The sequence below is a fragment of the Mesorhizobium sp. M0478 genome (assembly GCF_040321305.1).
In the GTDB taxonomy this organism is placed as follows: Bacteria; Pseudomonadota; Alphaproteobacteria; order Rhizobiales; family Rhizobiaceae; genus Mesorhizobium.
The window spans coordinates 455285-481313 of the sequence record NZ_JAMYRH010000003.1 but is presented as its reverse complement, the minus strand read 5'-3'; the positions used below and the strand labels follow the sequence as shown (position 1 = coordinate 481313).

At 61.8% G+C, this 26029-nt stretch carries 28 protein-coding genes; 19 read left to right on the top strand and 9 right to left on the bottom strand.

The window, feature by feature from the left end; all coding sequences use genetic code 11:
- The first annotated feature begins 6 nt into the window (after nt 1–6).
- The 6 genes from NKI64_RS10175 to NKI64_RS10150 are packed head-to-tail and all read left to right on the top strand — an operon-like array spanning nt 7 to nt 6308.
- On the top strand, nt 7–1329 hold the full coding sequence (locus tag NKI64_RS10175; RefSeq protein WP_023686870.1) for an ABC transporter substrate-binding protein: 1323 nt from the start codon (nt 7–9) through the stop codon (nt 1327–1329).
- 11 nt (nt 1330–1340) lie between these two features.
- Nucleotides 1341–2300 carry a carbohydrate ABC transporter permease gene (locus NKI64_RS10170; RefSeq protein WP_023682778.1) on the top strand — a complete coding sequence of 320 codons (960 nt, stop codon included), beginning with the start codon at nt 1341–1343 and terminating at the stop codon, nt 2298–2300.
- On the top strand, nt 2297–3157 hold the full coding sequence (locus NKI64_RS10165; RefSeq protein ID WP_023686871.1) for a carbohydrate ABC transporter permease: 861 nt from the start codon (nt 2297–2299) through the stop codon (nt 3155–3157). Before NKI64_RS10170 ends, NKI64_RS10165 begins: the two co-directional genes overlap by 4 nt.
- A 21-nt stretch (nt 3158–3178) precedes the next feature.
- Nucleotides 3179–4033 (top strand): sugar phosphate isomerase/epimerase family protein, encoded by an 855-nt coding sequence (locus NKI64_RS10160; RefSeq protein WP_023726218.1) that lies wholly within the window; start codon nt 3179–3181, stop codon nt 4031–4033.
- Complete coding sequence (locus NKI64_RS10155; RefSeq protein WP_023695150.1) at nt 4030–4893, top strand: PfkB family carbohydrate kinase; 864 nt, start codon at nt 4030–4032, stop codon at nt 4891–4893. The genes NKI64_RS10160 and NKI64_RS10155 overlap by 4 nt, the downstream gene beginning before the upstream one ends.
- Nucleotides 4890–6308, top strand: a complete 1419-nt coding sequence (locus tag NKI64_RS10150; protein ID WP_023735709.1) for an NAD(P)/FAD-dependent oxidoreductase — start codon at nt 4890–4892, stop codon at nt 6306–6308. The genes NKI64_RS10155 and NKI64_RS10150 overlap by 4 nt, the downstream gene beginning before the upstream one ends.
- A 176-nt stretch (nt 6309–6484) precedes the next feature.
- Here the strand turns inward: NKI64_RS10150 and NKI64_RS10145 are convergent, their stop codons facing one another.
- Nucleotides 6485–7579 (bottom strand): LacI family DNA-binding transcriptional regulator, encoded by a 1095-nt coding sequence (locus tag NKI64_RS10145; RefSeq protein ID WP_023695152.1) that lies wholly within the window; start codon nt 7577–7579, stop codon nt 6485–6487.
- A 213-nt stretch (nt 7580–7792) separates the two neighbouring features.
- Here NKI64_RS10145 and NKI64_RS10140 point away from each other — a divergent pair, with 213 nt between their 5' ends.
- The 5 genes from NKI64_RS10140 to NKI64_RS10120 all read left to right on the top strand — a co-directional run bounded on the left by NKI64_RS10140 (nt 7793) and on the right by NKI64_RS10120 (nt 12115).
- Entirely contained in the window at nt 7793–8635 is an 843-nt protein-coding gene (locus tag NKI64_RS10140) for an ABC transporter substrate-binding protein (protein WP_023735708.1), read from the top strand.
- A gap of 95 nt (nt 8636–8730) precedes the next feature.
- Nucleotides 8731–10272, top strand: coding sequence for an amino acid ABC transporter permease/ATP-binding protein (locus NKI64_RS10135; RefSeq protein WP_352667813.1), 1542 nt, complete (start codon nt 8731–8733; stop codon nt 10270–10272).
- A 60-nt stretch (nt 10273–10332) separates the two neighbouring features.
- Complete coding sequence (locus tag NKI64_RS10130) at nt 10333–11460, top strand: NAD(P)/FAD-dependent oxidoreductase (RefSeq protein ID WP_352667811.1); 1128 nt, start codon at nt 10333–10335, stop codon at nt 11458–11460.
- Between the two features lie 180 nt (nt 11461–11640).
- Complete coding sequence (locus tag NKI64_RS10125; protein ID WP_023686879.1) at nt 11641–11856, top strand: hypothetical protein; 216 nt, start codon at nt 11641–11643, stop codon at nt 11854–11856.
- A gap of 13 nt (nt 11857–11869) precedes the next feature.
- Nucleotides 11870–12115, top strand: a complete 246-nt coding sequence (locus tag NKI64_RS10120; protein WP_023707235.1) for a hypothetical protein — start codon at nt 11870–11872, stop codon at nt 12113–12115.
- 276 nt (nt 12116–12391) lie between these two features.
- Here NKI64_RS10120 and NKI64_RS10115 read toward each other — a convergent pair whose 3' ends face one another.
- On the bottom strand, nt 12392–12544 hold the full coding sequence (locus NKI64_RS10115) for a hypothetical protein (RefSeq protein WP_023820870.1): 153 nt from the start codon (nt 12542–12544) through the stop codon (nt 12392–12394).
- A 54-nt stretch (nt 12545–12598) separates the two neighbouring features.
- Between NKI64_RS10115 and NKI64_RS10110 the strand changes: the two genes are divergently transcribed.
- Genes NKI64_RS10110 through NKI64_RS10095 form a run of 4 tightly spaced genes read left to right on the top strand, consistent with a single transcriptional unit; the run spans nt 12599 to nt 15577 of the window.
- Nucleotides 12599–12742, top strand: coding sequence for a hypothetical protein (locus tag NKI64_RS10110; protein ID WP_023751762.1), 144 nt, complete (start codon nt 12599–12601; stop codon nt 12740–12742).
- Nucleotides 12743–12751: 9 nt separating this feature from the next.
- Nucleotides 12752–14518: a thiamine pyrophosphate-dependent enzyme gene (locus NKI64_RS10105; RefSeq protein WP_352667808.1), complete on the top strand. Its 1767-nt coding sequence runs from the start codon at nt 12752–12754 to the stop codon at nt 14516–14518.
- Nucleotides 14519–14541: 23 nt separating this feature from the next.
- On the top strand, nt 14542–14706 hold the full coding sequence (locus tag NKI64_RS10100; RefSeq protein WP_023834944.1) for a hypothetical protein: 165 nt from the start codon (nt 14542–14544) through the stop codon (nt 14704–14706).
- Between the two features lies 1 nt (nt 14707).
- Nucleotides 14708–15577: an SDR family oxidoreductase gene (locus tag NKI64_RS10095; protein WP_023815136.1), complete on the top strand. Its 870-nt coding sequence runs from the start codon at nt 14708–14710 to the stop codon at nt 15575–15577.
- 304 nt (nt 15578–15881) lie between these two features.
- On the opposite strand, the gene NKI64_RS10090 is transcribed toward NKI64_RS10095, so the two are convergent.
- Together NKI64_RS10090 and NKI64_RS10085 are read right to left on the bottom strand one after the other, a co-directional pair.
- Nucleotides 15882–16394 carry an OmpA family protein gene (locus tag NKI64_RS10090; protein ID WP_023667764.1) on the bottom strand — a complete coding sequence of 171 codons (513 nt, stop codon included), beginning with the start codon at nt 16392–16394 and terminating at the stop codon, nt 15882–15884.
- A 10-nt stretch (nt 16395–16404) separates the two neighbouring features.
- Entirely contained in the window at nt 16405–17064 is a 660-nt protein-coding gene (locus NKI64_RS10085) for a L,D-transpeptidase (RefSeq protein ID WP_023682764.1), read from the bottom strand.
- Nucleotides 17065–18070: 1006 nt separating this feature from the next.
- Here NKI64_RS10085 and NKI64_RS10080 point away from each other — a divergent pair.
- The gene (locus tag NKI64_RS10080) at nt 18071–18235 is read left to right on the top strand and encodes a hypothetical protein (RefSeq protein WP_023667766.1); all 165 of its coding nucleotides are present in this window, start codon (nt 18071–18073) and stop codon (nt 18233–18235) included.
- Nucleotides 18236–18434: 199 nt separating this feature from the next.
- Here the strand turns inward: NKI64_RS10080 and NKI64_RS10075 are convergent, their stop codons facing one another.
- Entirely contained in the window at nt 18435–19034 is a 600-nt protein-coding gene (locus NKI64_RS10075) for an EF-hand domain-containing protein (RefSeq protein ID WP_352667805.1), read from the bottom strand.
- A 415-nt stretch (nt 19035–19449) separates the two neighbouring features.
- On the opposite strand from NKI64_RS10075, the gene NKI64_RS10070 reads away from it, so the two are divergent.
- The gene (locus NKI64_RS10070) at nt 19450–19917 is read left to right on the top strand and encodes a hypothetical protein (RefSeq protein ID WP_023667769.1); all 468 of its coding nucleotides are present in this window, start codon (nt 19450–19452) and stop codon (nt 19915–19917) included.
- Between the two features lie 282 nt (nt 19918–20199).
- On the opposite strand, the gene NKI64_RS10065 is transcribed toward NKI64_RS10070, so the two are convergent.
- The gene (locus NKI64_RS10065) at nt 20200–20457 is read right to left on the bottom strand and encodes a hypothetical protein (protein ID WP_245260390.1); all 258 of its coding nucleotides are present in this window, start codon (nt 20455–20457) and stop codon (nt 20200–20202) included.
- A gap of 985 nt (nt 20458–21442) precedes the next feature.
- Here NKI64_RS10065 and NKI64_RS10060 point away from each other — a divergent pair.
- Nucleotides 21443–21667: a hypothetical protein gene (locus NKI64_RS10060; protein WP_155921549.1), complete on the top strand. Its 225-nt coding sequence runs from the start codon at nt 21443–21445 to the stop codon at nt 21665–21667.
- A gap of 256 nt (nt 21668–21923) precedes the next feature.
- On the opposite strand, the gene NKI64_RS10055 is transcribed toward NKI64_RS10060, so the two are convergent.
- From NKI64_RS10055 to NKI64_RS10045, 3 genes are all read right to left on the bottom strand, one after another.
- Nucleotides 21924–22472, bottom strand: a complete 549-nt coding sequence (locus tag NKI64_RS10055; RefSeq protein ID WP_023820877.1) for a hypothetical protein — start codon at nt 22470–22472, stop codon at nt 21924–21926.
- Between the two features lie 10 nt (nt 22473–22482).
- Nucleotides 22483–23658: a zinc-dependent alcohol dehydrogenase gene (locus NKI64_RS10050; protein ID WP_023682758.1), complete on the bottom strand. Its 1176-nt coding sequence runs from the start codon at nt 23656–23658 to the stop codon at nt 22483–22485.
- 517 nt (nt 23659–24175) lie between these two features.
- A complete protein-coding gene (locus tag NKI64_RS10045) occupies nt 24176–24805 on the bottom strand; it encodes a TetR/AcrR family transcriptional regulator (protein ID WP_023704689.1) in 630 nt (209 codons plus the stop codon).
- 129 nt (nt 24806–24934) lie between these two features.
- Between NKI64_RS10045 and NKI64_RS10040 the strand changes: the two genes are divergently transcribed.
- The gene (locus NKI64_RS10040) at nt 24935–25831 is read left to right on the top strand and encodes an NAD(P)/FAD-dependent oxidoreductase (protein WP_352667802.1); all 897 of its coding nucleotides are present in this window, start codon (nt 24935–24937) and stop codon (nt 25829–25831) included.
- Nucleotides 25832–26029: the final 198 nt, after the last annotated feature.

Sequence of the window (26029 nt, the reverse complement as noted above, 5' to 3'; positions counted from 1 at the left end):
CTATCCATGAAACGTTCGCTGCAAGTCGTGGCGGTCACGGTGGCCGCGGTATCATCATTGGGGTTGTCGATAAGCGGCAGTTCCGCCGCTTCGCCGGCTGTCACGGCCGACCCAAACGCCAAGGTGGAATACACCGGCACGCTTTCGGTCCTGACCAAGTTCGGGCTGCAACAGCTGTCGCCCTATTTCGTCAACCTGGCACAGGCCTATGAGAAGCTCCATCCGGATGTGAAGGTCGAACTTATCCAGGAGAGCGACGACAGCGTGAAGGGCAAGACCAAGACGCTGGTCGCTTCCAACTCGCTGCCCGATATCTATTTCTCCTGGACAGGCAGTTGGGGTGGCAATTTCGTGCGCGGCAATCGCGCCGTTGATCTCACGCCCGTCATTGCTGCCGATACCGAGTGGGGCAAGTCGCTGTCTCCAGCCGCCGTCAAGGCGTTCCAGTACAACGGCAAGTTCTATGGCATTCCGCTTTACCAGGATGCCAAGTTCATGGGCTACAACAAGCAGATCTTCGCCAAGCTCAGCCTCAAGGCACCCGCCACTTTCGAGGACTTGCTGACCAGCTGCGATGCCATCCGCAAATCCGGCGTGACACCGATCTCCTTCGGCAACAAGGAGGCTTGGCCGGCGATCCACTTTGCAGGCCAGCTGCTCGCCTACAACGTGCCGCAGGCAACGCTGGAACGCGACTTCGATCCGGCCACCGCCCAATACAGCGATCCAGGCTATGTCGCAGCACTCAAGCAGTTCAGCCAGCTTGTCGAGCGCTGCACCGATGGCGCCGGCGTCAACGGCACATCCTATGCCTCGGCTCTCCAGGCCTTCACCAACGCCCAGTCGGCCATGTACTACCAGGAAATCATCGAGTTCGATCAGGCCGCCACGCCGGAGTCGGCGTTAAAGCCCGCCGATTTCGGATTCTTCCGGCTGCCGGTGCCCGCCGGCGCCAAGGGTGACGCCAAGTCGATCGAGGGCGCGCCGGAGGGCTACATGATCAATGCGGCATCGAAGAACATCCCGCTGGCGATCGATTTCATGAAGTTCGTGACCTCGAAGGAAAATGCGCAGGTCTTGTCTGCGCCACCCTATGGCCAGCCGAGCGCCACCATCGGCGGCGCCTCGGAATCGAACATGAGCGCGGCTGTGGTCGATGGCCTCAAGGATATCAACGCCGCCTCATACCTCATGCCCTGGCTGGATACGGCCAACCCACCGCGCGTCGCCGCCGTCTGGCTGTCCAGCCTGCAGGCGCTGGCGGGCGGCTCGATGACGCCCGAGCAAGTGATGGACGAGGTGCGCAAAGCCGCATCCGCGGCCAAATAAAGCAGGCGAGCATGGCAAGGGCCTCGGACACAGTGGACAGCGGCGCCGACATCGGCGTCGCCAGGCCGCAACGGCCAAAGAGCCGGCGGGCCTGCTTCGCCAACCTGTTGTCGTTGCGATGGGCGGCGATCGCGCTCATCCTCATCGGCTGGTTCGTCTATTATCCGATCGTCGACAATTTCATCGTCAGCACCACCGACCAGGACATCTACACCGGCGAGGTCACCAATGTCGGCCTCGCCAACTACGACCGGCTGCTGCATGACCCGGTCGTGCTGCTGGCGCTGTGGAACAACTGCCTCTACGCTCTCATCTCCGTCATCTTCCAGGTCTTCGGCGCGTTCCTGCTGGCGGCCATTATCGAGGACCTGAAAAGCGAAAGCTGGCGCCGGCTGTGGCGCGCCGTCTATTTCGTGCCGTCGGCAATCTCGATCACGGTGACCGGCCTGCTGTTTTATTTCATCTACCAGCCGCAGATCGGCTTGCTGGATGCCGCGCTCAGCCGTGTTGGACTGAGCCAGCTCGTCATGCCTTGGCTCGGCAATGAGCACACCGCCATCTATGCCATCATCGCCATGAGCCAATGGCAGGGTTTTGGCTATTCGACGCTGCTGTTCGCCATCGCCATCCAGAAGATCCCGCGCGACCTCTACGATGCCGCAACGATCGACGGCGCGGGTCCTCTTCGCCGCCTGTGGAGCATCACCTTTCCGCTGACCCGGGAAATGACGGGGTTGATGATCATCGTCACCATCACGGGCGCGTTCCAGGTGTTCAACGAGGTCATGGTGATGACCGCAGGCGGGCCCAACAACAGCAGCCAGGTGCTGGGCACGTGGCTCTACCAGAAGGCCTTCATCGAGGACAATTTCGGCTATGGCGCGGCGATCGCCGCCGTCATCTTCATGTTGACCATGCTCACAGGTGCGGCACAGCTCTGGTACACCAAGCGCCGCCGGGTGCAGCTATGAGTGCGATGGTCGCAGCCGGTCGCAGCCGGCACGTCAATGTGTGGTCGGTCATCGCCAGGACGTTGCTCTATTCATTCCTGGTCTGCCTTGGTGTCGTCGTCATCTATCCGCTGATCTGGATGGCGCTGAGCGGCTTCAAGGACAATGCGCAGATCTTCGGCGATCCCTTCGCCCTGCCCACCCATTGGTCGTGGAACAATTACGTGCAAGCGTGGAACCAGGGCGTGCGTGGCTACGTGACAGTCTCGGTGCTGGTGACCGTCGCTTCGGCCATATGCACCGTGCTGATCAGCGCCTGGACGGCTTTCGGCCTGACCCGCACCAAGATGCCGGCAAAGCCGCTGGTTATCGCCATCGTTCTGGGCGGCTTGATGCTGAGCCCCACGGTGGCGATCATTCCACTGGTGAAGATGTTGCAGGCGCTCGGTCTCTACAACACCTACTGGGCGCTGATCATTCTCTACACGGCGTTCCGTGTGCCGTTCACCACCTTCCTCATCCGCGCCTACATGCTGGATCTGCCTGAAGACATCGACGAGGCGGCGACGATGGATGGCGCCAGCGAGGGTCAGATCTTCTGGCGCATCACCTTGCCGCTGTGCCGGCCGATCATCATTTCCTGCGTCATCCTGCACGTCCTGTTCGCCTGGAACGAATATCTCTTCGCCATGATCTTCACGAGCGGCTCGGATGTGCAGACGCTGCCGGTCGGACTGACGTCGATCATGGCAACCCACGGGACCAACTATGCCGTGGTGTTCGCGGCCATGACGATCTCGGCGCTGCCTATCGTGATCGTGTTCTTTGGCGCGCAACGCTACTTCATCCGTGGCTTGGCCGAAGGCATCGGCAAATAACAATTCCCGAAAGGAGCCTTCATGCCGCAGCTCGCTGCTCATCAGCTGATCGGAGCCAATTTCAGCTTCCAGCACTTCCCCTTCGATGAGGTCGCCAGGACGATCCGAGGCTTTGGCCTGCGCGAGATCGAGCTGTGGGGGATTGCCCAGCATCTGGACCTGTTCCACGCCACGGACGCACGTGTCGAATCCGTTCGCCGGGTACTCGCCGACAACGAGCTGTCGGCCTGGTGCTTTACGCCTGAGCAGGTGTTGTATCCAATCAACATTGCCTCCGGCGACGCCGCACTGCGCCAGGACAGCATCGAGCGGTTTTGGCGTGCAGCCGACATCTGCGCGGCGCTTGGCGCCCGCTATCTCTTCCTGACGCCCGGCCGGGGCTACGAGAGCGAACCCCGGCAACCGGCATGGGACCGCGCGGTCGGTTCGATCGGCGAGATCGCCCGGCGCGCCGCCGCAAACGGGGTGCGCTGCCTGCTCGAGCCGTTGCAGCGGTTCGAGAGCAACCTCGTCAATAATGCGGCAGGCCTGCGCCAAATGCTGGATGAGGTGGGCGCCGGCAATATCGATATCGTGCTCGACACTGTCGCCATGGCCACGGCCGGCGACACCGTGGCCGGCTATGTCGACCTGTTCGGCTCGCGGCTGGCGCATGTTCATCTGGTCGACGGCACGCCAGCCGGGCATCTGGTGTGGGGGGAGGGCACGCTGCCGCTCGACCACTATGTCAGCGAACTCGCGCGCCTCGGCTATGCCGGTAAGTTCACCTTCGAGCCGTTCGGCAACGGCTCCTACGCGCTCGATCCGGTAAAAGCCTGGACACGCTGCCTTGGCGCCATCGCGCCGTATATCGATCGCGCAACGGTGCCGGCATGAGGTCGAAAAAGCTTATCGCGGTCGGGGACAATTGCCTTGATGCCTATTTGACCAACAACTTGATGACGGTGGGCGGCAATGCCTTGAATGTCGCGGCGCAATGGCGGCGCAACGGCTGGTCCGCGCGCTATTTCGGCGCCGTCGGGAACGATCCCGAAGGCGACGTGGTGCTTGCCGAACTGCAAGGTGCCGGCCTATCTCCGGACGACGTCGAACGGCGTCCCGGCGATACGGCCGTCACCTTGCTGCGCGATGAATCCGGCGACCGGAAGTTCCTGCACGAATCCTTCGGTGTGGGCGAAAACTACATGCCGGCGCCCGCGCATTATGCGGTCATCGCCGCGGCCGACTGGGTGCATCTCGGCACCAACGCCAACAAGCACCTTGTTCAACGATTGGTGGCGGACCATGTGCCGTTCAGCATCGATCTATCGACCGCCCATATGGCGCTGCCGCTCGACGGTGTCCCGCTTTTGTTTGCGTCCGGACCGGACGATGTCGATGTTCCCATCGAGCCATCGCTGGGCGCGCTCAGGGCGGCCGGCGCAAGGCAGGTAGTTTTGACCTGTGGTCGACGCGGCTCCTACTTCGACGATGGCACGAATGTCGTGCATGCGCCGGCGACGCTTGTCGATGTCGTGGATACGTGTGGCGCCGGCGACAGTTTCATTGCCACTTTCCTCGCCGGCTTCCATTTCGGCGGCCTCGGCGCCCTGGAGGCATTGCACAGGGCGTCGATCGCGGCGGCGCAGACCTGCACCCATCTTGGCGGGTTTCCCCAGAGACCGCGTCCGATACCCGATTGGCTGCCAGCCAAATATGCCAGCTTCATTGTCGATGCGCAGGGAGCCCAAGCGTGAGTACAATTCGTTTGCGGCAGCCTGCGGTCGCGCTTGCATCTGACCGGTCGTTTTGGCTGCAGGACATTGCCGCCGCCCCTGCGACCGAGCCATTGCGAGGCGACGAGCGCGCCGACGTGGTGATCGTCGGTGGCGGCTATACCGGTCTGTGGACGGCGCTGCGGATCCTTGAACTTGCGCCGCAAACGCGGGTGGTGATCCTTGAAGCCGATCTGTGCGGATCGGGGGCCTCGGGGCGCAACGGCGGTCAGGTCCATTCATGGTTCGCCGAAATCGACCAGATCAGTGCGGTCGTCGGTCTCGAGGAAGCGCGCCTGCTGTGCGCCGACACGGTGGCATCGATCGCGGAGCTGAAGACGCTGCAGCAAAACGGCACCATAGACATGGACCTGAGGCTGGACGGATGGTTGTGGACAGCAAGCTCCATTGCGCAGGAAGGCGCCTGGGAGACCGCCGTGGCCTTGACGGCGGTTGTTGGAGAAAACCGTTTCAGCCCGCTGACAGCCGAGGACATTCAACGCCGCACCGGTTCATCGGCCTCCTATGTCGGCGTCGTCGAGACCACTGCCGGCACGGTCCATCCCGCCAAACTTGCCATCGGATTGCGCAAGCTGGCACTGGCACGCGGCGTCATCATCCATGAGCGCAGCCCGGTCCTCGCCATCGAACCCGGCATGACATGCACGGTGCGCACGGCGCATGGCGCGGTACGGGCTGACAAAATCGTGCTTGCCGCCAACGCCTGGCTTTCCGCGCTGCCGGAACTGCGGCGACATCTTTATGTCGTCGGCAGCGAGGTGATTGCCACTGCCGCCGTTCCCGAACTGCTCGACAGCATCGGTTGGCGCGACGGTGCCTCGATCTGCGATTCCCAGGCCCAGGTGCTCTACTACCAGCGCACCATCGGGGGCAGGGTGGTCTTCGGTCGTGGCAGCGGCAACGTCGCCTTCAGTGGAAATTTCGGCGCCAGCTTCAACCGCAGCCCGGAGCACGGTCGCGACAATATGCGAGAGCTGCATCGGGTCTACCCCTCGCTGCGCGGTGTGGCGATCGAATATGACTGGTCGGGGCCGATCGACTGCGTGCCTGAACACGTTCCTGTCTTCGACCACCTGCGCGATCATCCCAATATCTTCTACGGCATGGGATTTAACGGCACCGGCATCGCGCAGACGCCGATAGCCGGACGCATTCTGGCGAGCCTGGTGCTCGAGCGAAAGGATCGCTGGAGCGAAAGTGGTCTGGTCGGCATCGAGCGGCGCATGTCGCTGCCGCCCGAGCCTTTGCGTTATCTCGGCGCCAAGCTTGTCCGCGCCGCGGTGCGCCGCAAGAACGAGGCCGAGATCCGCAACCGAAAGGCGGGCAGGATCACCAATCTTCTGGCGGCCCTGAAGCCAGGCAGGCGCAAGAAGTAGCCGGGCATCTGGCTCATCGTCACGCTCTTCAAACCATGAGCCGGCACGTGCCGTCCCGATGACGGTGGACGCGGCATTGCGATCAGGTGCTTGCTGGGTTGATCGACGTACATTCTTAAAGCGGAGTGCGTCGACCTTGTTCTAACGTATTCATGTGGGCCGTATCGCCGTCACACCTATGCTTGGCGCACTTGCGGCTTTCCATTCGAGGGCGGGCCAACGGATCCGCGTGCAATGATGGCGGTCGGCAAAACGAGCTTTTCCGCCGGGCGGGAATCTCCCTTCAATCGCCGGATGAGCAATTCCGCGACGCTCTTGCCAAGCGCGTAGACGGGCTGGTCGATAACGGTGATGGGCGGCGTGGTGACGCTCGTCCAGTCCGCATCATGGAAAGTGATGAGCGAAATGTCGTCGGGAACCCGCAGGCCGCGCTCGCGGGTCACCTTGAAGATCTCCAGCGCAATGACGCTGTCGGAGGCGAGGATCGCCGTCGGCCGATCCGGCGCCGACAGCATCTCGCCGGCAACCCTGCGCGTTTCGGTGGGGCTTGTCGCGCCAAGGCGAACAAAGCGTTCTGGCCGATCAAGTCCGGCCTCTCGGCACACGGTGAGGAAACCGTCGATGCGCTCACGGACCGACGAGGTGTAGATCTGCCCGAGATCGCGGTACTCGTGCCCTTCGGCGTCGACCGCGGTCACATAGGCGATGTTGCGGTGGCCGGCATCGGCTAGAAAGCGGGTCGCCAGCATGGCGATGCCGCGATCGTCGGTCGTGACCGTATCGACATCCAGATCTGCCAGCGCCCTATCCAGCAGGGCAAGCGGTCGGCCCGAGCGGTGGATATCGCGCAGGTGCGCGATGTCGCGCGATTCCGACGGCGTGACGATCAGCCCGTCGACGCGCTTGCCGATGAGCAGTTTCACGGCCGCCTTTTCCGCCTCGATCTTCTCGCCGGAATTGGCCAGGATGACGTTGAACCCCGCTGTCTTTGCCGCGTCGCTGATGCCGCGTACCGCGAGGCTGAAGAACGGGTTCTCGATGTCGCCGACAACCACGCCGATGATGCCGGAGCGGCCGGTCGTCATGCTGCGGGCGAGCTCGTTCGCACGATAGTCCAAGGCCTTGGCCGCGGCCATGACTTCCGCGCGGATCATGTCGCTGACGACGCCGTATCCGCCGAGCACGCGCGCGGCTGTCGCTTTCGAAACATTGGCCGCGCGGGCGACGTCGCTGACCGTTATCGACGGGCTCTTGGGGGCGGTTCTTTTCATCGGATGACGACTACAAGAGTTGTTGACGGGAGGTCAACGTGGCGATAACGATTAACAAAGAGACCGGTCTCACGCAATATGAGACCGGTCTCTTTAAAAGGAGTGGAGCCGAGAGGCGTGACGGACCGTGATTTCGGCAAGGGCATGTCGGCGCGCCAGATGGCGGCTCGACGCAAATACCAAGAAGAACAGACCTTCAGAGTGGAGAAAGACATGAGCAGGAAAGAAATTCTCAAGTCGTTGATGTGCCCGGTCAGAACCGGCGCAATGGCTCTTATGGCGATGTGCGTCGGCGCCGGGCTGGTTTCAGGAGCGGCCGCCGCGGATGACAATCCCTATGGCCTCATTGATGCGAAGGTCATCAGCGTCGGAACCATGGGCGATGCCAAACCCTACGCTTTCACCCAGGCCGATGGGTCGTTCACCGGCTTCGACATCGAATTGTTCCGCAACGTCGCGAGCCGCCTTGGCTTCAAGCCCGACCAGGTGATCTTCACCGGCCAGGAATTCTCGGCGCTGATGCCTTCGGTTGCAAACGAGCGTTTCGATGTCGCGGTCGCGGCAATCGGCACGACGGAAGCACGCAAAAAGACCGTCGACTTTTCCGACGGGTATATCGCAGGCTATCTCTCCGTGCTTACCGCAGACAAGTCGATCACGTCGGCGGACGGGCTCAAGGGCAAACGTCTCGGCGTCGTGCAAGGCACGCTCCAGGAAATCTACGCGGCGAAGAATTTTGTCGGAACCGATCTCGTCAAATTCCCCGACAACAACTCCGCCGTTTCGGCGCTTAACAACGGAACCGTGGATGCCCACTTCCTCGATTACGAGGCCGCCAAGGACTATGGCCTTCGCTACCCGAACCTGAAGATCGCGGTCAATATTCCTTCCTTTGACGCGCCGGCCGGCTTTGTCCTGCGCAAGGGCAACGACAAGCTCCGCAATGCGCTGAACACCGCCCTTCACGCGGCCATGCAGGACGGCACCTGGAAGACGCTTTATGAAAAGTGGTTCCCCGGCTCGCCGATGCCCGACCAGTATCTTCCCAAGAAGTAGACCGTACCCGGCCGCTGGCTTTCATGCCGGCGGCCGGATTACGCCGCCGTCCATGATGCGGACGATGTAAATAGCGCAACCAAAAAGGGGGGCGAATGAACTGGCTCGAAAACCTGCGGCGCAGTTTCCTCGACTGGCAGGCAATGGCGGACGTGCTGCCCAGCATGATCACCATCGGATTGAAGAACACCTTGATCCTCGCCGCCGCGTCGACGGTACTGGGTGTCATCCTCGGCATGATCCTGGCGGTCATGGGCATCTCGCAATCGCGCTGGCTGCGCATTCCGGCGCGGGTCTACACGGATATTTTCCGTGGCCTGCCGGCGATCGTCACCATCCTGCTGATCGGCCAGGGCTTTGCCCGCATCGGCCGTGAAATCTTCGGGCCTTCGCCCTTTCCGCTCGGCATTCTTGCGCTGAGCCTGATCGCCGGCGCCTATATCGGCGAAATCTTTCGCTCGGGCATCCAGAGCGTCGAGCGCGGGCAGATGGAGGCCTGCAGGGCGCTCAGCATGAGCTACGGCCAAGGCATGCGCCTGATCGTGATCCCGCAAGGCATCCGCCGCGTCTTGCCGGCCCTCGTCAACCAGTTCATCGGCAACGTCAAGGATTCAAGCCTTGTCTACTTCCTCGGTCTGCTCGCCTCGGAGCGCGAGATCTTCCGTGTCGGTCAGGACCAGGCAGTGGTCACCGGAAACCTCTCGCCATTGCTTCTGGCCGGCGTGTTCTATCTCATCATCACCGTGCCGTTGACCCATGTGGTCAACTACATCGACAACTCGCTGCGGGTCGGAAAGCAAAAGGCCGGCCTCGTCATCAGCGGCCTGGCCGAAGTGAGCGAACTGGAGGGCGCCACCGGCAGTGCACCTTCGGAGGCCGGCTCTGATGCCCGCTCAGCGCTGCCCCGCTTCAAGGGCGGCAGTCTCGCCATCACCGATCTCGACATGGCCTATGGCGACCTCGATGTTCTCAAAGGCGTCAGCCTGGCTGTCAAGCCTGGCACGGTCACATGCGTGATCGGCCCATCAGGTTCGGGCAAGTCGACCCTGCTGCGCTGCCTCAACCGCCTGGTCGAGCCCAAGGGCGGTGAGGTGTTGCTCGATGGTGCGAGCATCCTGGCGATGAAGCCTGAAAAACTGCGCCGGCGTGTCGGCATGGTTTTCCAGCAGTTCAATCTGTTTCCCGACCACACCGCGCTCGAAAACGTCATGCTGTCGCTGTCCAAGGTAAAGGGGCTCCCTGTACAGGAAGCTGAGCGCATCGCCGAGGCACGCCTTGCCGACGTCGGGCTTGCGACCCGCAAACACCATCGTCCAGGGAGCCTTTCCGGTGGCCAGCAGCAGCGTGTGGCAATCGCTCGTGCATTGGCGATGGACCCGGAGGTCATCTTGTTCGATGAGGTAACGAGCGCACTCGATCCAGAACTGGTGAAGGGTGTGCTCAACCTCATGGCGGATCTCGGCCGGCGCGGCATGACAATGGTCGTGGTGACGCATGAAATGGGCTTCGCCCGCAAGGTCGCCGATCAGGTCGTCTTCATGGATGAAGGCCGCATCATCGAGGCCGGCACGCCTGCCGCGATTTTCGACACGCCGAAAAGCCCACGTCTGAAGCACTTCCTTGCCGAAGTGCTTTGATCACGCATGAGCCCTTCAAGACGGCCGCCCAAACCAACCTCCACCAGTGAAAGATATCTCATGGCTGCATCACATCAGGTTTCCAAGGTCGTTGTTGTCGGCGGCGGCATTTTTGGCGTCTCCTCGGCCGTTCATCTTGCAAGGCTCGGCATCGAGACCGTGCTGGTCAATGATGGACCGCTCGCCAAGGGAGCTTCCGGCCGCTCGCTCGCCTGGATCAATTCGGCGCGCAGGCGCTCGGCTGAATATCATCGCCTGCGCATGATCGGTATCGACCGCTACCGCAGTTTGTCGGCGCGATACCCGGATGCCGCCTGGCTGCGTTTCGACGGTGGTCTGACGTGGGATGCGGACGATGCCTCAAACGAGATCGCCGATGTGTTCGCTCACGAAAAACGTATCGGCTATGATGCTCAGCATCTGTCCGCGGACGCCATAAGGTTGGTCGCGCCGGGTGTCTGCGCAAGCGCTGTCACGCCTCAAGGCGCGATCTTCAACCCGGGCGAGGGCTGGGTCGACCTGCCGTCGCTGATCGAAATATTGATCGCGGAATTCGTGGAGCGGGGCGGCCAGGTGGTCACCGAGGCCGGACGCGCTACCGTCACCGTCGCCAACGGCCGCGCCACCGGCGTCACCACCACCAGCGGGATCAGCTTCGCCGCCAACGCGGTGCTTCTGGCGACCGGTGCGGATGTGCCGCGAATGGTCGCCGTGGCCGGTCAGCGTATTGCCGATGGGACACCGATCGCGCTGCTGGTCAGGACCAAGCCAGTCGACTTGCCGCTACGCGCCGTGCTCAACACGCCGCGCGTCGCCATCCGGCCGACGCCTGATGGCGCCCTCGCGCTCGATTCTGCCTGGTCGGAAGAAGAGGTGGTAGTCAATCCGGACGGGACTTATCGCGTAAAAGCATCGACCATCCAGGGGCTTCTCGACGAAGCGTCGAATGTTCTCGACGGTCATCCGAAATTGGAATTGGAGAGCTACGGTGTCGGGCCCAAGCCAATCCCCGGAGACGGCGAGCCGGTCTTCGGCCAGTTGCGGGAGATCGAGGGGTATTACGTCGCCTTCAGCCACAGCGGCGCAACACTTGGCTTGATTGCCGGCGAACTGCTTGCAACCGAGATCGCCACCGGAACAGAGCACCCACTCCTTGCAAGCTTTCGACCGTCTCGATTTTCACTTTAGCCCGCCAATTCGCCTCGGAATGGGATGTAATGTGGCATGCCTGGAGTTTCGCTAGCCGAGACGGCGGCCGCCTGGCCGCTTACGCGCACCGAACCTGACACCGGAACATTTTCTCCACGTTGAAGTTGGACAGCGCCAGGACCGTCTTTCGTCCAAGCTCAACCAGCGCTGAGAAATTCCATGACCAACCAACACCCCAAGACTAAACAGCCCACGGACAAGGATCTGCGAGACAACCCGGGAATCGGCACCTCGAAGGGCGCGGTCAAGGGCGGCGATATGCTCGACGAGAGCGATGCTCTCGATGGGGACAATACGTTCGAAGGCGATGTCGAGAACGACGTCACGCCTCAGGGCGGCATCAACCCTGACCAGACCGGACGCACGAACAAGTAGGAGGCACCTTGCCATGGCCGGCCGGAAGACCCACGAGCAGCAGCTGCGCATCATCGAAAAGCGCGAGAACTCCAGCAATGCCGGCGACGATTTCAATGCCGAGGATGAGCTGAAGACATCCAAGCAGGAGCGCGAGGCGCGGCAAGACGGCGCCAATCTACGCGACGAGGGCGTGGAATTGACCGACAAGGACGATCGCCAGATGATCCGCGGCGAAAACCAGGAGAGCGAGCACCACAAGCGCAGGCAGGACGACTAAGCCTGCCGTCTTTTTAAAGCTATCGAGGAGCCATGCCAGACTACCGGCCCGCCAGGCACCGCATGGTCGAGGCGCACATCGCCCGCCGCGGTGTGCGCGACGAACGAGTCCTTTCGCCACTGAGGCGGAATCCCGCGCGAGAAATCGTCGACGAGGGGTGCGAGGAGTTCGCCTATGGGGATGGTCCGGGCGGCGTTGCGCTCTGGCTATAGAACGCGACCTGAACATCGGCCAGCTCTGCCGCGAGAGCTTTTGGCGATCAGACAGCCTCGGCCACTACATGCAATCCTCGGCCTCGCAGCAGTTCGATGCCTTCGTCTGTTCGATCGCACCTCGCCTGTTCAGCCGCTGACTGCCGAACAGCGCCTCATCGGGTGGTACTGACCGTTTGCCTTCGGCACCTGAATAGGCGGCCTTGCCTTCGGGCACGGAACATCTCACCGACTTTCTGGTTAGGCAGGCCGGATGAAGGGAGCTTTGCGCATGGCCACTAATTTGGAAGACGGCAAGACCGCTCAATCTTCCGACGAGTTGCATGGCGGCAATCGCGGCGGCGACAAGGACCAGCGTAAGACTGACAAGACCGCGAACAAGAGCAGCCAGGCGGCGGGATCCGCATCGCGGTAGGACTGAGACATGGCGACCGCCGCGGACATCCTCATCGAGACGCTGATCGACTGGAACGTCGATATCATCTTTGGCCTGCCGGGCGACGGCATCAATGGCATCATGGAGGCGCTGCGCAGGCGGCAGGACCGCATCCGCTTCATTCAGGTGCGGCACGAGGAATCCGCGGCGTTCATGGCGTGCGCCTACTCAAAATGGACAGGCAAGCTCGGTGTCTGCCTCGCAACTTCCGGCCCTGGCGGCACACACCTCCTGACTGGACTCTACGATGCCAAGCTCGACCAAGCGCCGGTGCTCGCCATTACCGGCATGCAGTTCCACGACCTCATCGAGACCTTCACCCAGCAGGATGTCGACTTGACGCGCGTCTTCAGCGATGTCGCCGTCTTCAACGCGCAGGTCTCCGACGCGGCGCATATGGAAAGCCTGGCCGGTCTCGCCTGCAGGTCGGCGCTGGCACGTCGCGGCGTTGCGCATCTGTCGATCGCCAGCGATGTGCAGGAGCACACGCTCGACCAAGCCAAGCGCTCGAAGCGCAACAAACCGTCGCATACGCCGGATCGTTGGTTCGAAGGAAGCAGGCTTCCCGACGAAGAACAACTTGCGAAAGCCGCCGAGATCCTGAACGGCGCGACGAAGGTCGCGATCCTCGCCGGTCGGGGCGCGCTTGGTGCCAGGCACGAGTTGGAAGAGACGGCGGAGCTGCTTGGTGCCCCCGTCGCAAAGGCCTTGCTCGGTAAGGCTGCCTTGCCCGACGATCACCCGCTGACGACTGGCGGCATCGGAATTCTCGGCACGCTGCCGTCGCAGGAAATCATGGAGGAATGTGACGCGCTGCTCGTCGTCGGCTCGACCTTTCCCTACATCGAATACTACCCGAAGCCGGGACAGGCGCGCGGGGTGCAGATCGAGCGCGACCCGCAGCGCATCGGCCTGCGCTATCCCGTTGAGGCCGGCCTTGCCGGCGATGCCGCCGTGACGCTGCGATTGCTGAACAAGCGCCTGAAGCGCAAGGATGATCGCAGCTTCCTCGAGAAGGCGCAGGCGGGCATGCGACGCTGGCGCGAGATGATGGCGCAGTCGGAGCGAAAGGCCGCCGCTTCGCTCAAGCCCCAGGTGGTCACACGCGCATTTGGGAAACGATTGCCCGATGAGGCGATCCTGGTTGCCGATTCCGGCCAGAACACCGAGATGGCGGCCCGCCATATCGAACTGCGTGACGGGCAGGCTTTCGGCGTCTCGGGCGCGCTGGCCTCGATGGCATGCGGACTGCCCTACGCGATCGCCGCGGGCCTGGCCTTTCCCGGCCGGCCGGTCTTCGCGGTCGTCGGCGACGGCGGTCTCGCGATGCAGCTCGGAGAGTTCTCGACGGCAGTTCGGTACCGGATCCCACTCAAGGTGCTCGTGCTCAAAAACGGCATGCTCAATCAGATCGCCTGGGAGCAGATGATGTTTCTCGGCAACCCGCAATTCGCCTGCGAACTCCAGCCCATCGACTTCGCCATGGCCGCCGAAGCCATGGGCGGCATTGGTTACAGCGTCTCTCGCGCCGAGGAGGTGGAAGGCGTTCTCGACGCTGCCCTGGCTGCTGAGGGTCCGGTGGTCATCGAGGCCGTGGTCGATCCGTACGAACCGATGATGCCACCGAAGATGCCACCGGATTATGCGAGAAATTTCCGCAAGGCGCTACCGGATACCCCCGGACGCGCGGAAATCGAGGCGAATGTGGCGCAAGAGCCGCTTAGGTCGATGATTACCGCCGGCGAGAAAGACTGACCACACGCAAGAAGGAGCACGAGTTGAACAAGACCGACAGCGGCACCGCAAATCGCAGTTCGCCGGACCTCATGGGCGGCGACCAAGCGTGCAAGGCCGAGGAGTGGGGCGGTGGCTCGAAAGCCGCCAAGGGACCGATCACGGAACCGGATCGACACAACCGCAACTCCAGCCAAAAAAGGACCTGACATGCAGGATGCCCAGCAGAAATATCCTCAGCCGCCGCTTCCCGAACAGCAGCAGGACATGCCCGGCTACACCGACGAGATGGATCCACGGCCCGACCACGGAGAGGAGAGCTATCGCGGCAGCGGTAAGCTGACGGACCGCGTCGCGCTGATCACCGGCGCGGACTCGGGCATCGGCCGGGCGGTGGCTATCGCGTTTGCACGCGAAGGCGCCGACGTCATGATCTCCTATCTTGAAGAGGACGAAGATGCGCAGGAGACGGCGCGCTTGGTCGAGGAAGCGGGGCGCAAGGCGGTGCTCGCACCCGGCGACATCTCGGACGAAATCTTCGCGCGGTCGCTTGTGCAGCGAGCTATCGATGAATGCGGGCGCCTGGACATCCTCGTCAACAATGCAGCCCACCAGGCGTCGTTCGAGAAGCTGGAGGACATCAGCGCGGAGGAATGGGATCTCACCTTTCGCACCAATGTCTATGCGATGTTCTATCTGTCCCAGGAAGCAGTGAAGCACATGGAACCCGGCTCGACCATCATCAACACATCCTCAATCAACGCGACCAGTCCCTCGCCGGCACTGCTTGCCTACGCCACTACCAAAGGAGCGATCGCCAACTTCACCGCCGGACTTGCAGGACTGGTAGCTGAACGCGGCATTCGGGTAAACGCGGTCGCTCCCGGGCCGATTTGGACGCCGCTGATCCCGTCGACAATGCCCTCTGAGAAGGTCAAGGAGTTCGGGAAGAACACACCGCTCAAGCGTCCCGGGCAACCGGCAGAGCTTGCTGCGACCTATGTGCTGCTTGCCTCGGAAGGATCGAGCTACACCACCGGCGCACTCTACGAGGTCACCGGTGGACGGCCGATGCTTTGAGCGAGCGTACCTGCCAGCTCCACGGCGCCCACTCCCGGTAGCACACTGACATCTGGCGAGACTCATGCCGATCAGGATCGCGGACAACCGCCACGTCCGCAAACTGGTCGAGGCGGATGCCGAAGCCTCCCACCAGACCCTGAACCGGAGGTTGGTAGACGGGAAGCTGACTTCATTGCGGGTCAACCGGAGCGTCAGCTTTCGGGGAGGGGCAAACGCTGGGTGAATGTCCCCGATAGGCGCATTGCAGCCATGCCGCCGTCGCGTTGTGAGACTGATTTGGCGACCAGCAAAACAGCAGCCTCTACGACTCGTCCCTCTCATCGCGCAAATTAGACACAACGCGGCGGTTCTGCGACCTGCAGGCGGAGTCGGGGCAGTCGCGGACCAGCCTGTCCTTGCCGTAGCCCTTGGCCCACATGCGGTTCCGGTCTATGCCGCCGGCGGCGAGGTAGTCCATCACCGCATCGGCGCGCTGCTGTGACAGCGCCGTTTCGCTTGCGCCGGGATCGTCGGCGAAACCCTGCAGCTTGAGCAGCCAGCGCGGATGCTTTGTCAACCAGGCGATCTGGGTGTCGAGGGTGGCCTTGGCGACAGAATCGAGCGCGGCCGAACCTTTCGTGAAGTAGGTGCGGCGGCCGACATTGAGGATAAAATCCTCCTCGCTGCCCGGCTGCACGTTCTGGAAGCCGGCAATCTCGGCGTTGGTGACGTCGGGCGTCGACGGGGCCAGCGTGTTGCTGGTCGAGCAGGATGTGGCCACAACCAGCAGGCCGGCGGCGAGCAGCCGGCGCGTGTTTTCAATCATGCGGTTCATGATGCGCCAATCATTCGACAGTGGTGGAAGCGGGCGCCTGGTCGGCGATGTGCGGCAGGACCTCCACCGCGGTGCCGATCGGGCACCGCTGGTAGAGGTCGATGATGTCTTCGGGGAACATGCGGATGCAGCCGCTGGAAGCGTCGGTGCCGATGCTCCATGGCTCCAGCGTGCCATGCAAGCGGTAGCCGATGTCGGCGCCGTCGCGGTACAGATAGAGCGCGCGCGGCCCGAGCGGATTGTTGGACGCGCCGCCTGCGATCATGGGCGGTAAGTCCGGTTTGCGCTCACGCATTTCGGGGGGCGGGACCCATTGCGGCCACAGCGCGCGGCGATCGATCGTCGCGCGGCCGTACCATTTGAAGCCTTCCTTGCCGACGCCGACGCCGTAGCGGATGGCAGTCTTGTTTTCCATGATGAGGTAGAGGAAGTGGTGGCGGGTATCGACCACGACGGTGCCGACCGGCTCGCTGCTGAAATACTTGACGATCTGGCGATGCCATCTCTTGTCGATCTTGGCGAAGTTGGTCTTGCGATAGACGAAATCGTTATCGCTGGCGGTACCAGCGAAAAAGGATTTTGCCCCCGCGGCTTGAACAATATTGCTGGTTCCACCGACCGCGACCAGCGCCAGACCGCCGAGCACGACACCCCTGCGTGATAAAACCATCGGCAATCCCCCATGCCTTAAGCCTGGCGAACCATAGTTGAGAATGATTTCGGCTCAAAGTGGAAAAATGCTGCAGTGGGTGGGCCGCAAGCGGTCTGTCCGCTTGACGGCAAAATAGCGATTGCCCGCCGGCTCACGCCGGCGGGCTTTTTTGTGCGGACGGGAACATCCTCGCTCCAAGGGTGTTTTGTCACACCCGGCTCGTTCTTCATCGGTCGTGCCGGTGACCAAGATGTCCCCTCATTCATCATGGTCGGCCCGCGCAGCCTTGACCGCACGCGCGGGCCATCCCATCACAAGGCCCCCTGGCTCACGATGGCGGGTTTTTCCGCGTCCATGCGCCGACACTCATCTTCGCATGCCTGTTACAACGAGCCAGGCGGATTCCAGTATCCGCACGCGGTGAGGAGGACTTGCGACATGCCTCGCTGCGGGATTTTCGCGATGAGTCTACCTGGCTCCCGCTGAACGCCACCGCCTGACCACCGGGGCCCGTTGGACGACCTTCAAGTCGAAAGCCCCCGGCAATCGCACCTTAGGCGAAGACGCTTTGCTTGTTGATGCAGTTGTCATCGCATCATCATGGGTAGCAACGCGGTGTTGCGTGTTGTTGGAGAGATGGGGTTTCCCGAAAAGAATGAACATGCGCAGACAAAAGAAGCGAGCAGGATGGCCGTGAGTACATCTGCCAAATATCTATTACCTCATATGCGCTCGCTCCTCGGAAGGCGATCCCGCCACCCTCTCGACAGTGAAGATGGCGGGATCTCAACCGGCGACAAGGGACTTCGATCGACGGTGGGTTTCCAATTCGGATCCGGCTGCGTGTTCCGCCGTTCGGGCTTCTTCCAACCGCAATCAGACGCAAGTCCTATCCCATAAGACTGATGGCCAAATTCGGAACATCCGCTGAAGCATTGCGTTCGGCAGCGTGAAACCCCAAGGCAAAGGATGACTAATCATGTCGAATTGCGAGACTGCAAAATCACATTCGTTAGGAAATCGCGTGGCTGATCTCACAGCCAAGATGCGTGAAGCGCAGATTGACGCGGGTGAAATGATGGCCTTCCACAAGGTTGCAACTATGTTGGAGGACAGCCAAGGACGTATCAATGGCGACGACTTGATCGCCGCATCCTTCGTTCTGCTGGAAGACCGGGCGCCCGAGTGACCTTGCGTTGGTCGGCTTCGATCGTTCCTCGATCAGCAATGCGAAGCCTTTTTTGTCACGGCTGGCGTCTAGCGGGACTGCGGGAATAGCTCAAGCCTAAAGGGTGCTGGCCGGGCGCCTAACAGCCAAGAGACACCGCTTCGGGATCGGCCGCCACGCGCCCGCTTTGTCCGAGGGAGGGCATTCCCTTTGAAGACAGCTACGGCGTGTCCTCGCTATCAGTGCCATGCATGCTGGAGCCATGCATGAAGGACTGGATCTCGTTCACATCGATCTTGCCATCACCATTCTCGTCAATGCTACTGAACATCCTGCCCACCGCGCGTTGAACCTCGTCCTCGGACACCGATCCGTCGCCATCGGTGTCCAACAGCCCGAACATCAGTCGCATGCCGGCACCGCGCATCATCTGATGATGCCAGCGTCCAGCCATTCTGTGTCCACGATCGCGGTCACCGTGGTTCTGCCAACGGTCGCCATCTTCATCGTGGCGGTCAGCACCCTCGTTGCGATCGCCTTGATAGTTGCGACTATCTTCCTCGCGGAAACCCTCTTCGGAACCGCGATCCTGCTGCAGTCGCTCACGGACAGCTTGCTCAACCATCTGGCGGATCATTTCGCGTGTTGGTCCATCCGCTTGTCCGGTCGCATCCGGCAACTGTCCGGCGGCCGGCGGTTCGGTTGCCGGAGCGGGTGCAGGTGTCGAGGGTGATGGTGTTCCGCTTGTCTGGGCGAGCGCGGGGGAGGTCAGGGCAATGAAAACGGCGGCCGCGGCCGTCGTGCTGTGTGGAAATCTCATGGCATGCTCCATCAGTGCCTTCGCTTGGAAGGCCAAACTGGAGCTCGATCTGATTGTTCCCCGAAGGGGATCAGGTCACGGCGAAGTTACAGGGCATGCCCCCGTCTGAGGTAGATCAGGGTCTTCGTCAGGGAATAATTTCGGCTCTTCTTCCCTAGGCACAAGAGGAAGCCGGCGCCCATTTTGGCGGGCAATGAACGTTGGACATTCGGCCTCGCCAATTTTCTGCCAGTCGATCATACCGACGCACCAATTCCCTCTGCGTCCTCTCCTTTCGTGGGACGGAAGCCGTTTCGACCGCACGCCGTCAATCGCGAATCCCGCGTCCATATGCTGCGCGGCCATGATGCATATTTTTTATGTCACGGACCTCTGTCCGTCTGGACACCATGTTAGCCAGCGCTAAATCAGAGCAATGCGACGCCTCCTGCTGGGACTTACAGTTTTTCTCTTTTGGACCACGTTGCTTCAGGCCGAGGCGTGGCAGCCCTTCGGCGTCCGACAGCTTGGCTTTAGTTTCGATATTCCTCCGAATTTCGTCCTGACCCAGAATTCGGAGCAGGGCGCGGCTTTTCAGGGCCCAAGAGACGCGTTTCTGGTCGTTTGGGGCGCGCGACTGGGCAAAGCAAGTTTTCGCGCCGAGATCGAACATCGCATGATCGAGGACGAAAAGGCCGGTTGGCGACTGACCTATCGGCGCCTAGCCCCGAAATGGGCCAGCTACTCCGGGGTCAAGAATGGCGAGATTCGCTACGTCCGTGCAATTATGGTCTGCAACCAGCGTGCCGCGCTTTTCACAATGAATTATCGGAAATCCGAAAAGAAACCGTATGACCCTGTTGTTGTGCGCATGGTCCGGTCCCTGAGAGCGGAAGGATGTTAGCCAGCAAAGAGCGAGGTTGCCGTACTGTGCTTCCCTCGGCTAAGGGCCAGTGGTCAACCCGGCTCCCCAATAGCCTCGCCCAGTCACATGAAAGCAGGCACCGGCAGATATGCAGCCGAACGTTCTCACGCTGGCTCAGCCGCTCAAAGCCCATCACCGAAAAGCTGCTTAGTGCGGTCGCCAGCTAGAGCTACCACTGAGCCATTCCCGCTGCGGCTGGGTAGCGCCTCAGTTCCGTACGCGTTCATACCAAGAACGGGCGGGGCGAACGTCCTGATAGAGCTACGGCTGTAGAAGCGCGCCGCCAAACTGCGCCCACAAGCGCTCGCACTCTCTCGCCCTTAGGCTCGGGGTACCGGGCGCGCCATAGAAGACCATGGCGCCGCGAATGTCGTATCCAAGCACCGAGGCGTTGGCCACGAACTGGATGGCTCTTCCCAAGCTGGTGATGCCGATGTCGACCTCAGCTTTGTTGGTGAGGTCGACCACGCCTACTATTTCCGCATTGGCGCTCCTGCCCGCCAAAACGGCCGTCGACATCGCATCATGCACGGCAAGAAGCATTTCGGTGAGTTGCCCGGTGGAAGGGCTCTACAAACGCTTAAATGTCAGGTTTGTTCCCAACTGGCCTTGGCGGCTTTCCGACTACCAAGACTGGGTCACGCGGCCTCTCATGTGCGCGAAGTTGACATCGTCTGCTGGACCGAACGGTCAGGCCGACGAGCCCAGTTCCTCTCAGCATCAAGCAGTTCATTCTGCCCAATCAAGCCGTTCATAAACAGCCTGAGTATGTGCGCAGCTATGCGCTCTCCGTTCTGCGAAGCAAGAGGTAGGGCGCGCTCTTTGCAGACCGTGTGACAAACCTGGGCGAGCATCTCAATGTCGCTTGGCCCCAAAAACCGACCCGGATACAACATACCGTTTTCCTGTTGGAGAGTTGGAATGGCTATCCATTACGCAGGGTCACCGGTAGCCACAATCAACTATGATAGTGAGATGTCGAGTCCGGTGGAAAAAACAGTGAGGTCACAAAAGTGGTCGCGCTTGTCTCCGATTGGCAGACGGGTCGACGCTACACCGACCAGCGCTACCGCACCCGCTTCATCGACGCGGCTTTGCAAAGGCCTATGACCAGTTCGCTACCAGCTGCCGGACCGCCCAGGCGAGCATGCCGCCGGCCCTCCCGAAGCGCGATGTCGTGGATGAGGCAGCCTTTTCCCTATACATCCAGCTGTTACGCTGCGCATCTGCTTCGGTTCGAAAACTCGCCGCGAGCCTGGCGTGCTCGCGTGTCCGGGCCGAAACAGCCCACATGTTGATAACGACATCGATGAGGCTGCCGCCGACCTCGTTGGCATAGGATGCTTCCCGGCATGGGCATCGACCAATGCCCCGGGCCGACCAGCACGAACCTGCGGGGGCTTTCCCGGAACAAAGCGTCGACGATCCGGTTCGGCAGGGAAGCGGCCAAAATTCATGCCTTCGGAGATGCCGAGGCAGATGACAGATGAAAGGGAAGCTGAAGATGACGAAGTCTCGCGACCGCACCGTTCCCGGCGACGGCAAGATCGAAACCGGCCCGAACACATCTCCGCAACAGGATCCGGCAGAGGGGTCGCGCGACACAATCGATCGCGAACTCGAGCGGACAGACGACGATAATAATTCCGACGAAGCGGAACGCTTGCGCCGAGACCTGCGGAAAGGGGTGGCGGAAGAGACCGAGCTTCCCGAACGCGGCTCGGCCTGAGGATCGCCGGAACCTGGCCAAGGTAAGAGACATGGAAGGCTCGACGCCTGGTCGGATCGCTGCTTGCTTCGTGCCTTTAACGCACCGGCCACACAACCCATGCGCGGCGGTGACCCAGGAGACGGCGAGAACGGCCGCGCGACGGTCCACTCTGTTCCAGCAAACTCGGCTCGCCGAGAGCAACCACCTCTGGCGTTAGGGCCTGACGAGATGCCACCTGTCCAGGTCGCATGGCGCCAGGGTTCGGAAATCTCTATCAGGCTGCGCCGGCCTCCTGGCTGCGCTGCGAGCGGGCACGGTCGCGGGCTGCGGCAGTGCCTCCGGGAAAGCCGCTTCGATCACTGTAGTCGCGTGGCTTGGTCCCGCTCCGAGAGTGGCTCGCGGTCACGCTTTTCGCAGCGATGATGTCGAGCAATGTGATGCCGGCGACCATGGCAAGCGCAAGGCCTACATTATCGCGCTTTGGGTTGCCAGGCCGATACGCTGTCAGCAATGTCGCGATATCCAGGCCGTCGCCGGCCACCCGGCTCCACAGCCCGGCTTGCTTGTCCACTGAAAGCGAGAGTATGCCGCTGCTTATTTCCCGCGCCCCATAAGCGCGGATCAGATCTTCCTTGCCGCGCATGCCGAGCGCGCCGGCAATCCGCTCGGCGCCAACCAACTCGGCGACGCCAAGCGCGATGCTGAACCAGCCGAGCTTGCGGGCAAGGCCATCGGAGGCCCCGACCGCACTCTGCCCAGTCTTCAGCACTTTGGGATCGCCAGGCGATCGGGTGATGTTGGTAAGTTTGGCAATCACGTTCATGACGATTTCCCTACGGTTTCAGTACAACCTTGATGCAGCTGTCCTGCTTGTCGCGAAACACCTTGTACATCTCGGGTCCCTGCTCGAGCCCCACGGTATGGGTGATGACGAAGGATGGGTCGATCTGGCCATCTTCGATGCGGCGCAACAGATCCTCGGTCCAACGGTTGACATGGGTCTGCCCCATTCGGAAGGTGAGCCCCTTGTTCATTGCCTGTCCCATCGGAATCTTGTCGACCAGCCCGCTGTAGACGCCGGGGATCGAGATCACGCCGGCCGGCCGGCAGACATAGATCATCTCACGCAAAACGTGCGGTCGATCATTTTCCATCAGCATCAACTGCTTTGCGCGATCGTACACGGTATCGGGCTGGGCCAGCGAGACGTGGCTTTCCATGCCGACGCAATCGATGCACTTCTCCGGGCCCTTTCCGCCGGTGAGTTCCCGCAGTCGTTCGACGACACTTTCCTCGGCGAAATTGATGGCGATGGCGCCGCCGGCCGCGGCCATGGAAAGCCGTTCCGGCAGGCAATCGATCGCCACCACCTGTTTCGCGCCGAGCAGCAGGGCGCTGCGTATGGCCATCTGCCCGACTGGGCCGCAGCCCCACACCGCAACCGTATCGGTAGGCTCAATGTCGCACTGTGCCGCCGCCTGCCAGCCGGTAGGAAAAATATCGCCGAGGAAGAGAACCTGCTCGTCGGTAAGGCTGTCAGGCACCTTTACGTGCGTGGCATCGGCAAACGGCACACGCATGTATTCCGCCTGTCCCCCGGGATAGCCGCCGGTCAAATGAGTGTAGCCGAACAGACCCGCGGTGGTGTGCCCGAACACCTTGTCACCGAGATTCTTCTTGCGGTTTGTGCGTTCGCAAACCGAAAAGTTCTGTCGCTTGCACTGGTCGCACTCACCGCAGATTATGGTGAACGGCACGACGATGCGGTCTCCCTCCTTCAGAGCGCCGTTGACGCCCTTGCCGACCTCGACGACCTCTCCCATCATCTCGTGGCCCATGATGTCGCCGGGCAGCATGGCTGGCACATAGTTGTGGTAGAGGTGAAGGTCGGAGCCGCATATGGCACAACTCGTCACCTTGATGATCGCGTCACGTTCATCCTCAATTTCCGGATCCGAAACCTGATCGCAGCGTATGTCTTCCTTGCCGTGCCAGACCAACGCTCGCATAGCTTGCTCCTATTTTCGCAAGATCTGTGGGTAGGGACCTCGCGCCTGTCCTAAGCGGGCCGATGCCTGGTTGGATCGACTGTGCCGCTGCTTGTCGAACCACAGGGGCGGACCGATGTTCCGGGAGCTCGAGAGAATTTTTGGGCCATGCCAGACCCGCACCTTGGAAGGATCTGTCGCGGGCACCAGCGGCCTTCCCCGGGGCGCGTCGGGCACGAGCCGCTGGAGCCCGACCCACGAATGGACGTACTCAAGTGTACCGGTCCGCAGGTGTCCTTCGCGGCGGCTGATACCCCATCTGCTCGATTCTCGTGGCCATAACCGGCATTCTCTTCCTCGCCCGCACAGGGTCGGCAGAAGCAGCGCTGTGTGACCGGAGCAGGTAGGAGATGCCGCTCACCGGCGGGCGCGCAGCCCGACCCGACGCGATCGACATGGGGTGGATGGGCGCCATCGCGACGGCGACTCTAGCGGAGTATTTCGCAGAAATACAATGATTAGCGGGCAGGGCGGACTGCTAGCCGTGCGCAGCGATGAACATGGCGACGGCCGACCGGCAATAGGATTCGATTTCGTTGTCGTCCGCCGCTCTCGCCTCATCGAAGCGTGCGATAATCAAAAGATCGGATCCTTTGAAAAGCGCGGCAAACAAGCGGGCGGACCGGAGAGGATCGGGCACGTTCAGAACCGCCTTCGCGTGCAACTGACGCAACAGGACCTCGATTTGGGCGATGACATGGGCGGGGCCGGCTTCGAAATGGAGCTTGCTTAACGACCTTGGATTCGTCTGGTCGGCCATGACCATGGCTTCGACACTGCGGACGTCTGATCTCAACAGCGTCCGAAGCAGGGATGATCCCACCGCCATGAGCTGATCCTCGACCGAACCGCCGACGCCTTCAAGAAGGGCCAGTGGCGCAAACAACTGATGGCAGCCGGCCGAGATGGCCGCGCTGAACAGCGCCTCCTTGTTCTCGAAATGCCGATAGATGCTGAGCTTGGATATCTTCGCCCGCTGGGCGACCTTGTCCAATGTGGTCGCTTGAAAACCCAATTCCACAAAGAGTTCGGACGCAGCGTCGAGTATCGTTTGGCCAAGCGCCTCGTTGGCGGGCCGGCCGCGCCGGCCCTGGCTATTTTCGGTCACGACAATTCCAGTCCTTGACAGTATCCGCATTCTCGGATTACGATACCATGTAGTTTCTGAAATGCGCAAGCCGATGGGTAGGTTTCAACCAGGTCCAACCAGCCCCTCATCCACGACACGGAGCCCATCATGGATGACGTCATCATCATCGGCGGCAGCTTTGCCGGTCTCGCCGGCGCCCTGCAACTCGGCCGTGCCCGCCGCAAGGTCACCGTTCTCGATACCGGCCTGCCGCGCAACCGCTTCGCCGGCCACTCGCATGGCCTGCTCGGCCACGATCACAAGCCACCGCTGGACATCCTGGCCGAGGCGCGGCGGCAGCTGGCGCGCTATCCCACGATCAAGCTGGTCAATGCCCGGGCCGACAGCCTCTCCGGGGCCATCGACGATTTCTCCGTCCTCACTGGCGATGGCGGAAGCCTCGGCGCGCGCCGGCTGATCCTGAGCTATGGCGTCGCCGACCAGATGCCTGATGTTCCGGGCTTTGCCGAAGGTTGGGGCACGTCCATCGTGCCCTGCCCCTATTGCGACGGCTTTGAAGTCGCCGGCCAGCATTGGGGCCTCGTCTGGTCCGGCCCACAGTCGATGAATCAGGTCAGGCTGTTCCACGATTGGACCGACAGGTTGACGGTCTTCGCTGATGGTCACGACATTCCGCCCGATATCCGGGCCGGTCTGGCGCGCCGCAACATACCTGTCGTCGACGGCCGGATCAGCGAGATCGCCCATCACGGGGGGCATAACGCCACCGTCAAGCTCGATACCGGCCCCAATGTCGCGGTCGACATCCTGTTCGCGCATCCGCGCAACAAGCCGTCCGCAAGCCTGCATGAATCACTGGGCCTCGCCACGGTCGATACGCCCCTCGGCGTAATCCTCAAGGTCGACGAGCGCCGCGAAACCAGCATGCGCGGCATCTACGCCGCGGGCGACCTCGCCAACCCCCTCACGCCGCCATCGGTCACCCTGGCAATATCGCACGGCGCGATGGCGGGCATCTTCGCCCAGCAGTCGATGCTGGTGTGAGAGCGCAAATTCCCTTCTCCGGGGTGCCGCGGGCTATCGTATTCTGAAGGTTGCGGGCCGGTGTTGCGGAACGTCGGCCCGCTCTCCCCCGAGGGGCGTCTTTGGCCGGCCAGCCTTGAGAACTCAACTGGGCTGCCGGCATGACGGCGATCGCCGACATCGGTTATCAAGCTCAATCACGCTGGAAAGCATGAACCA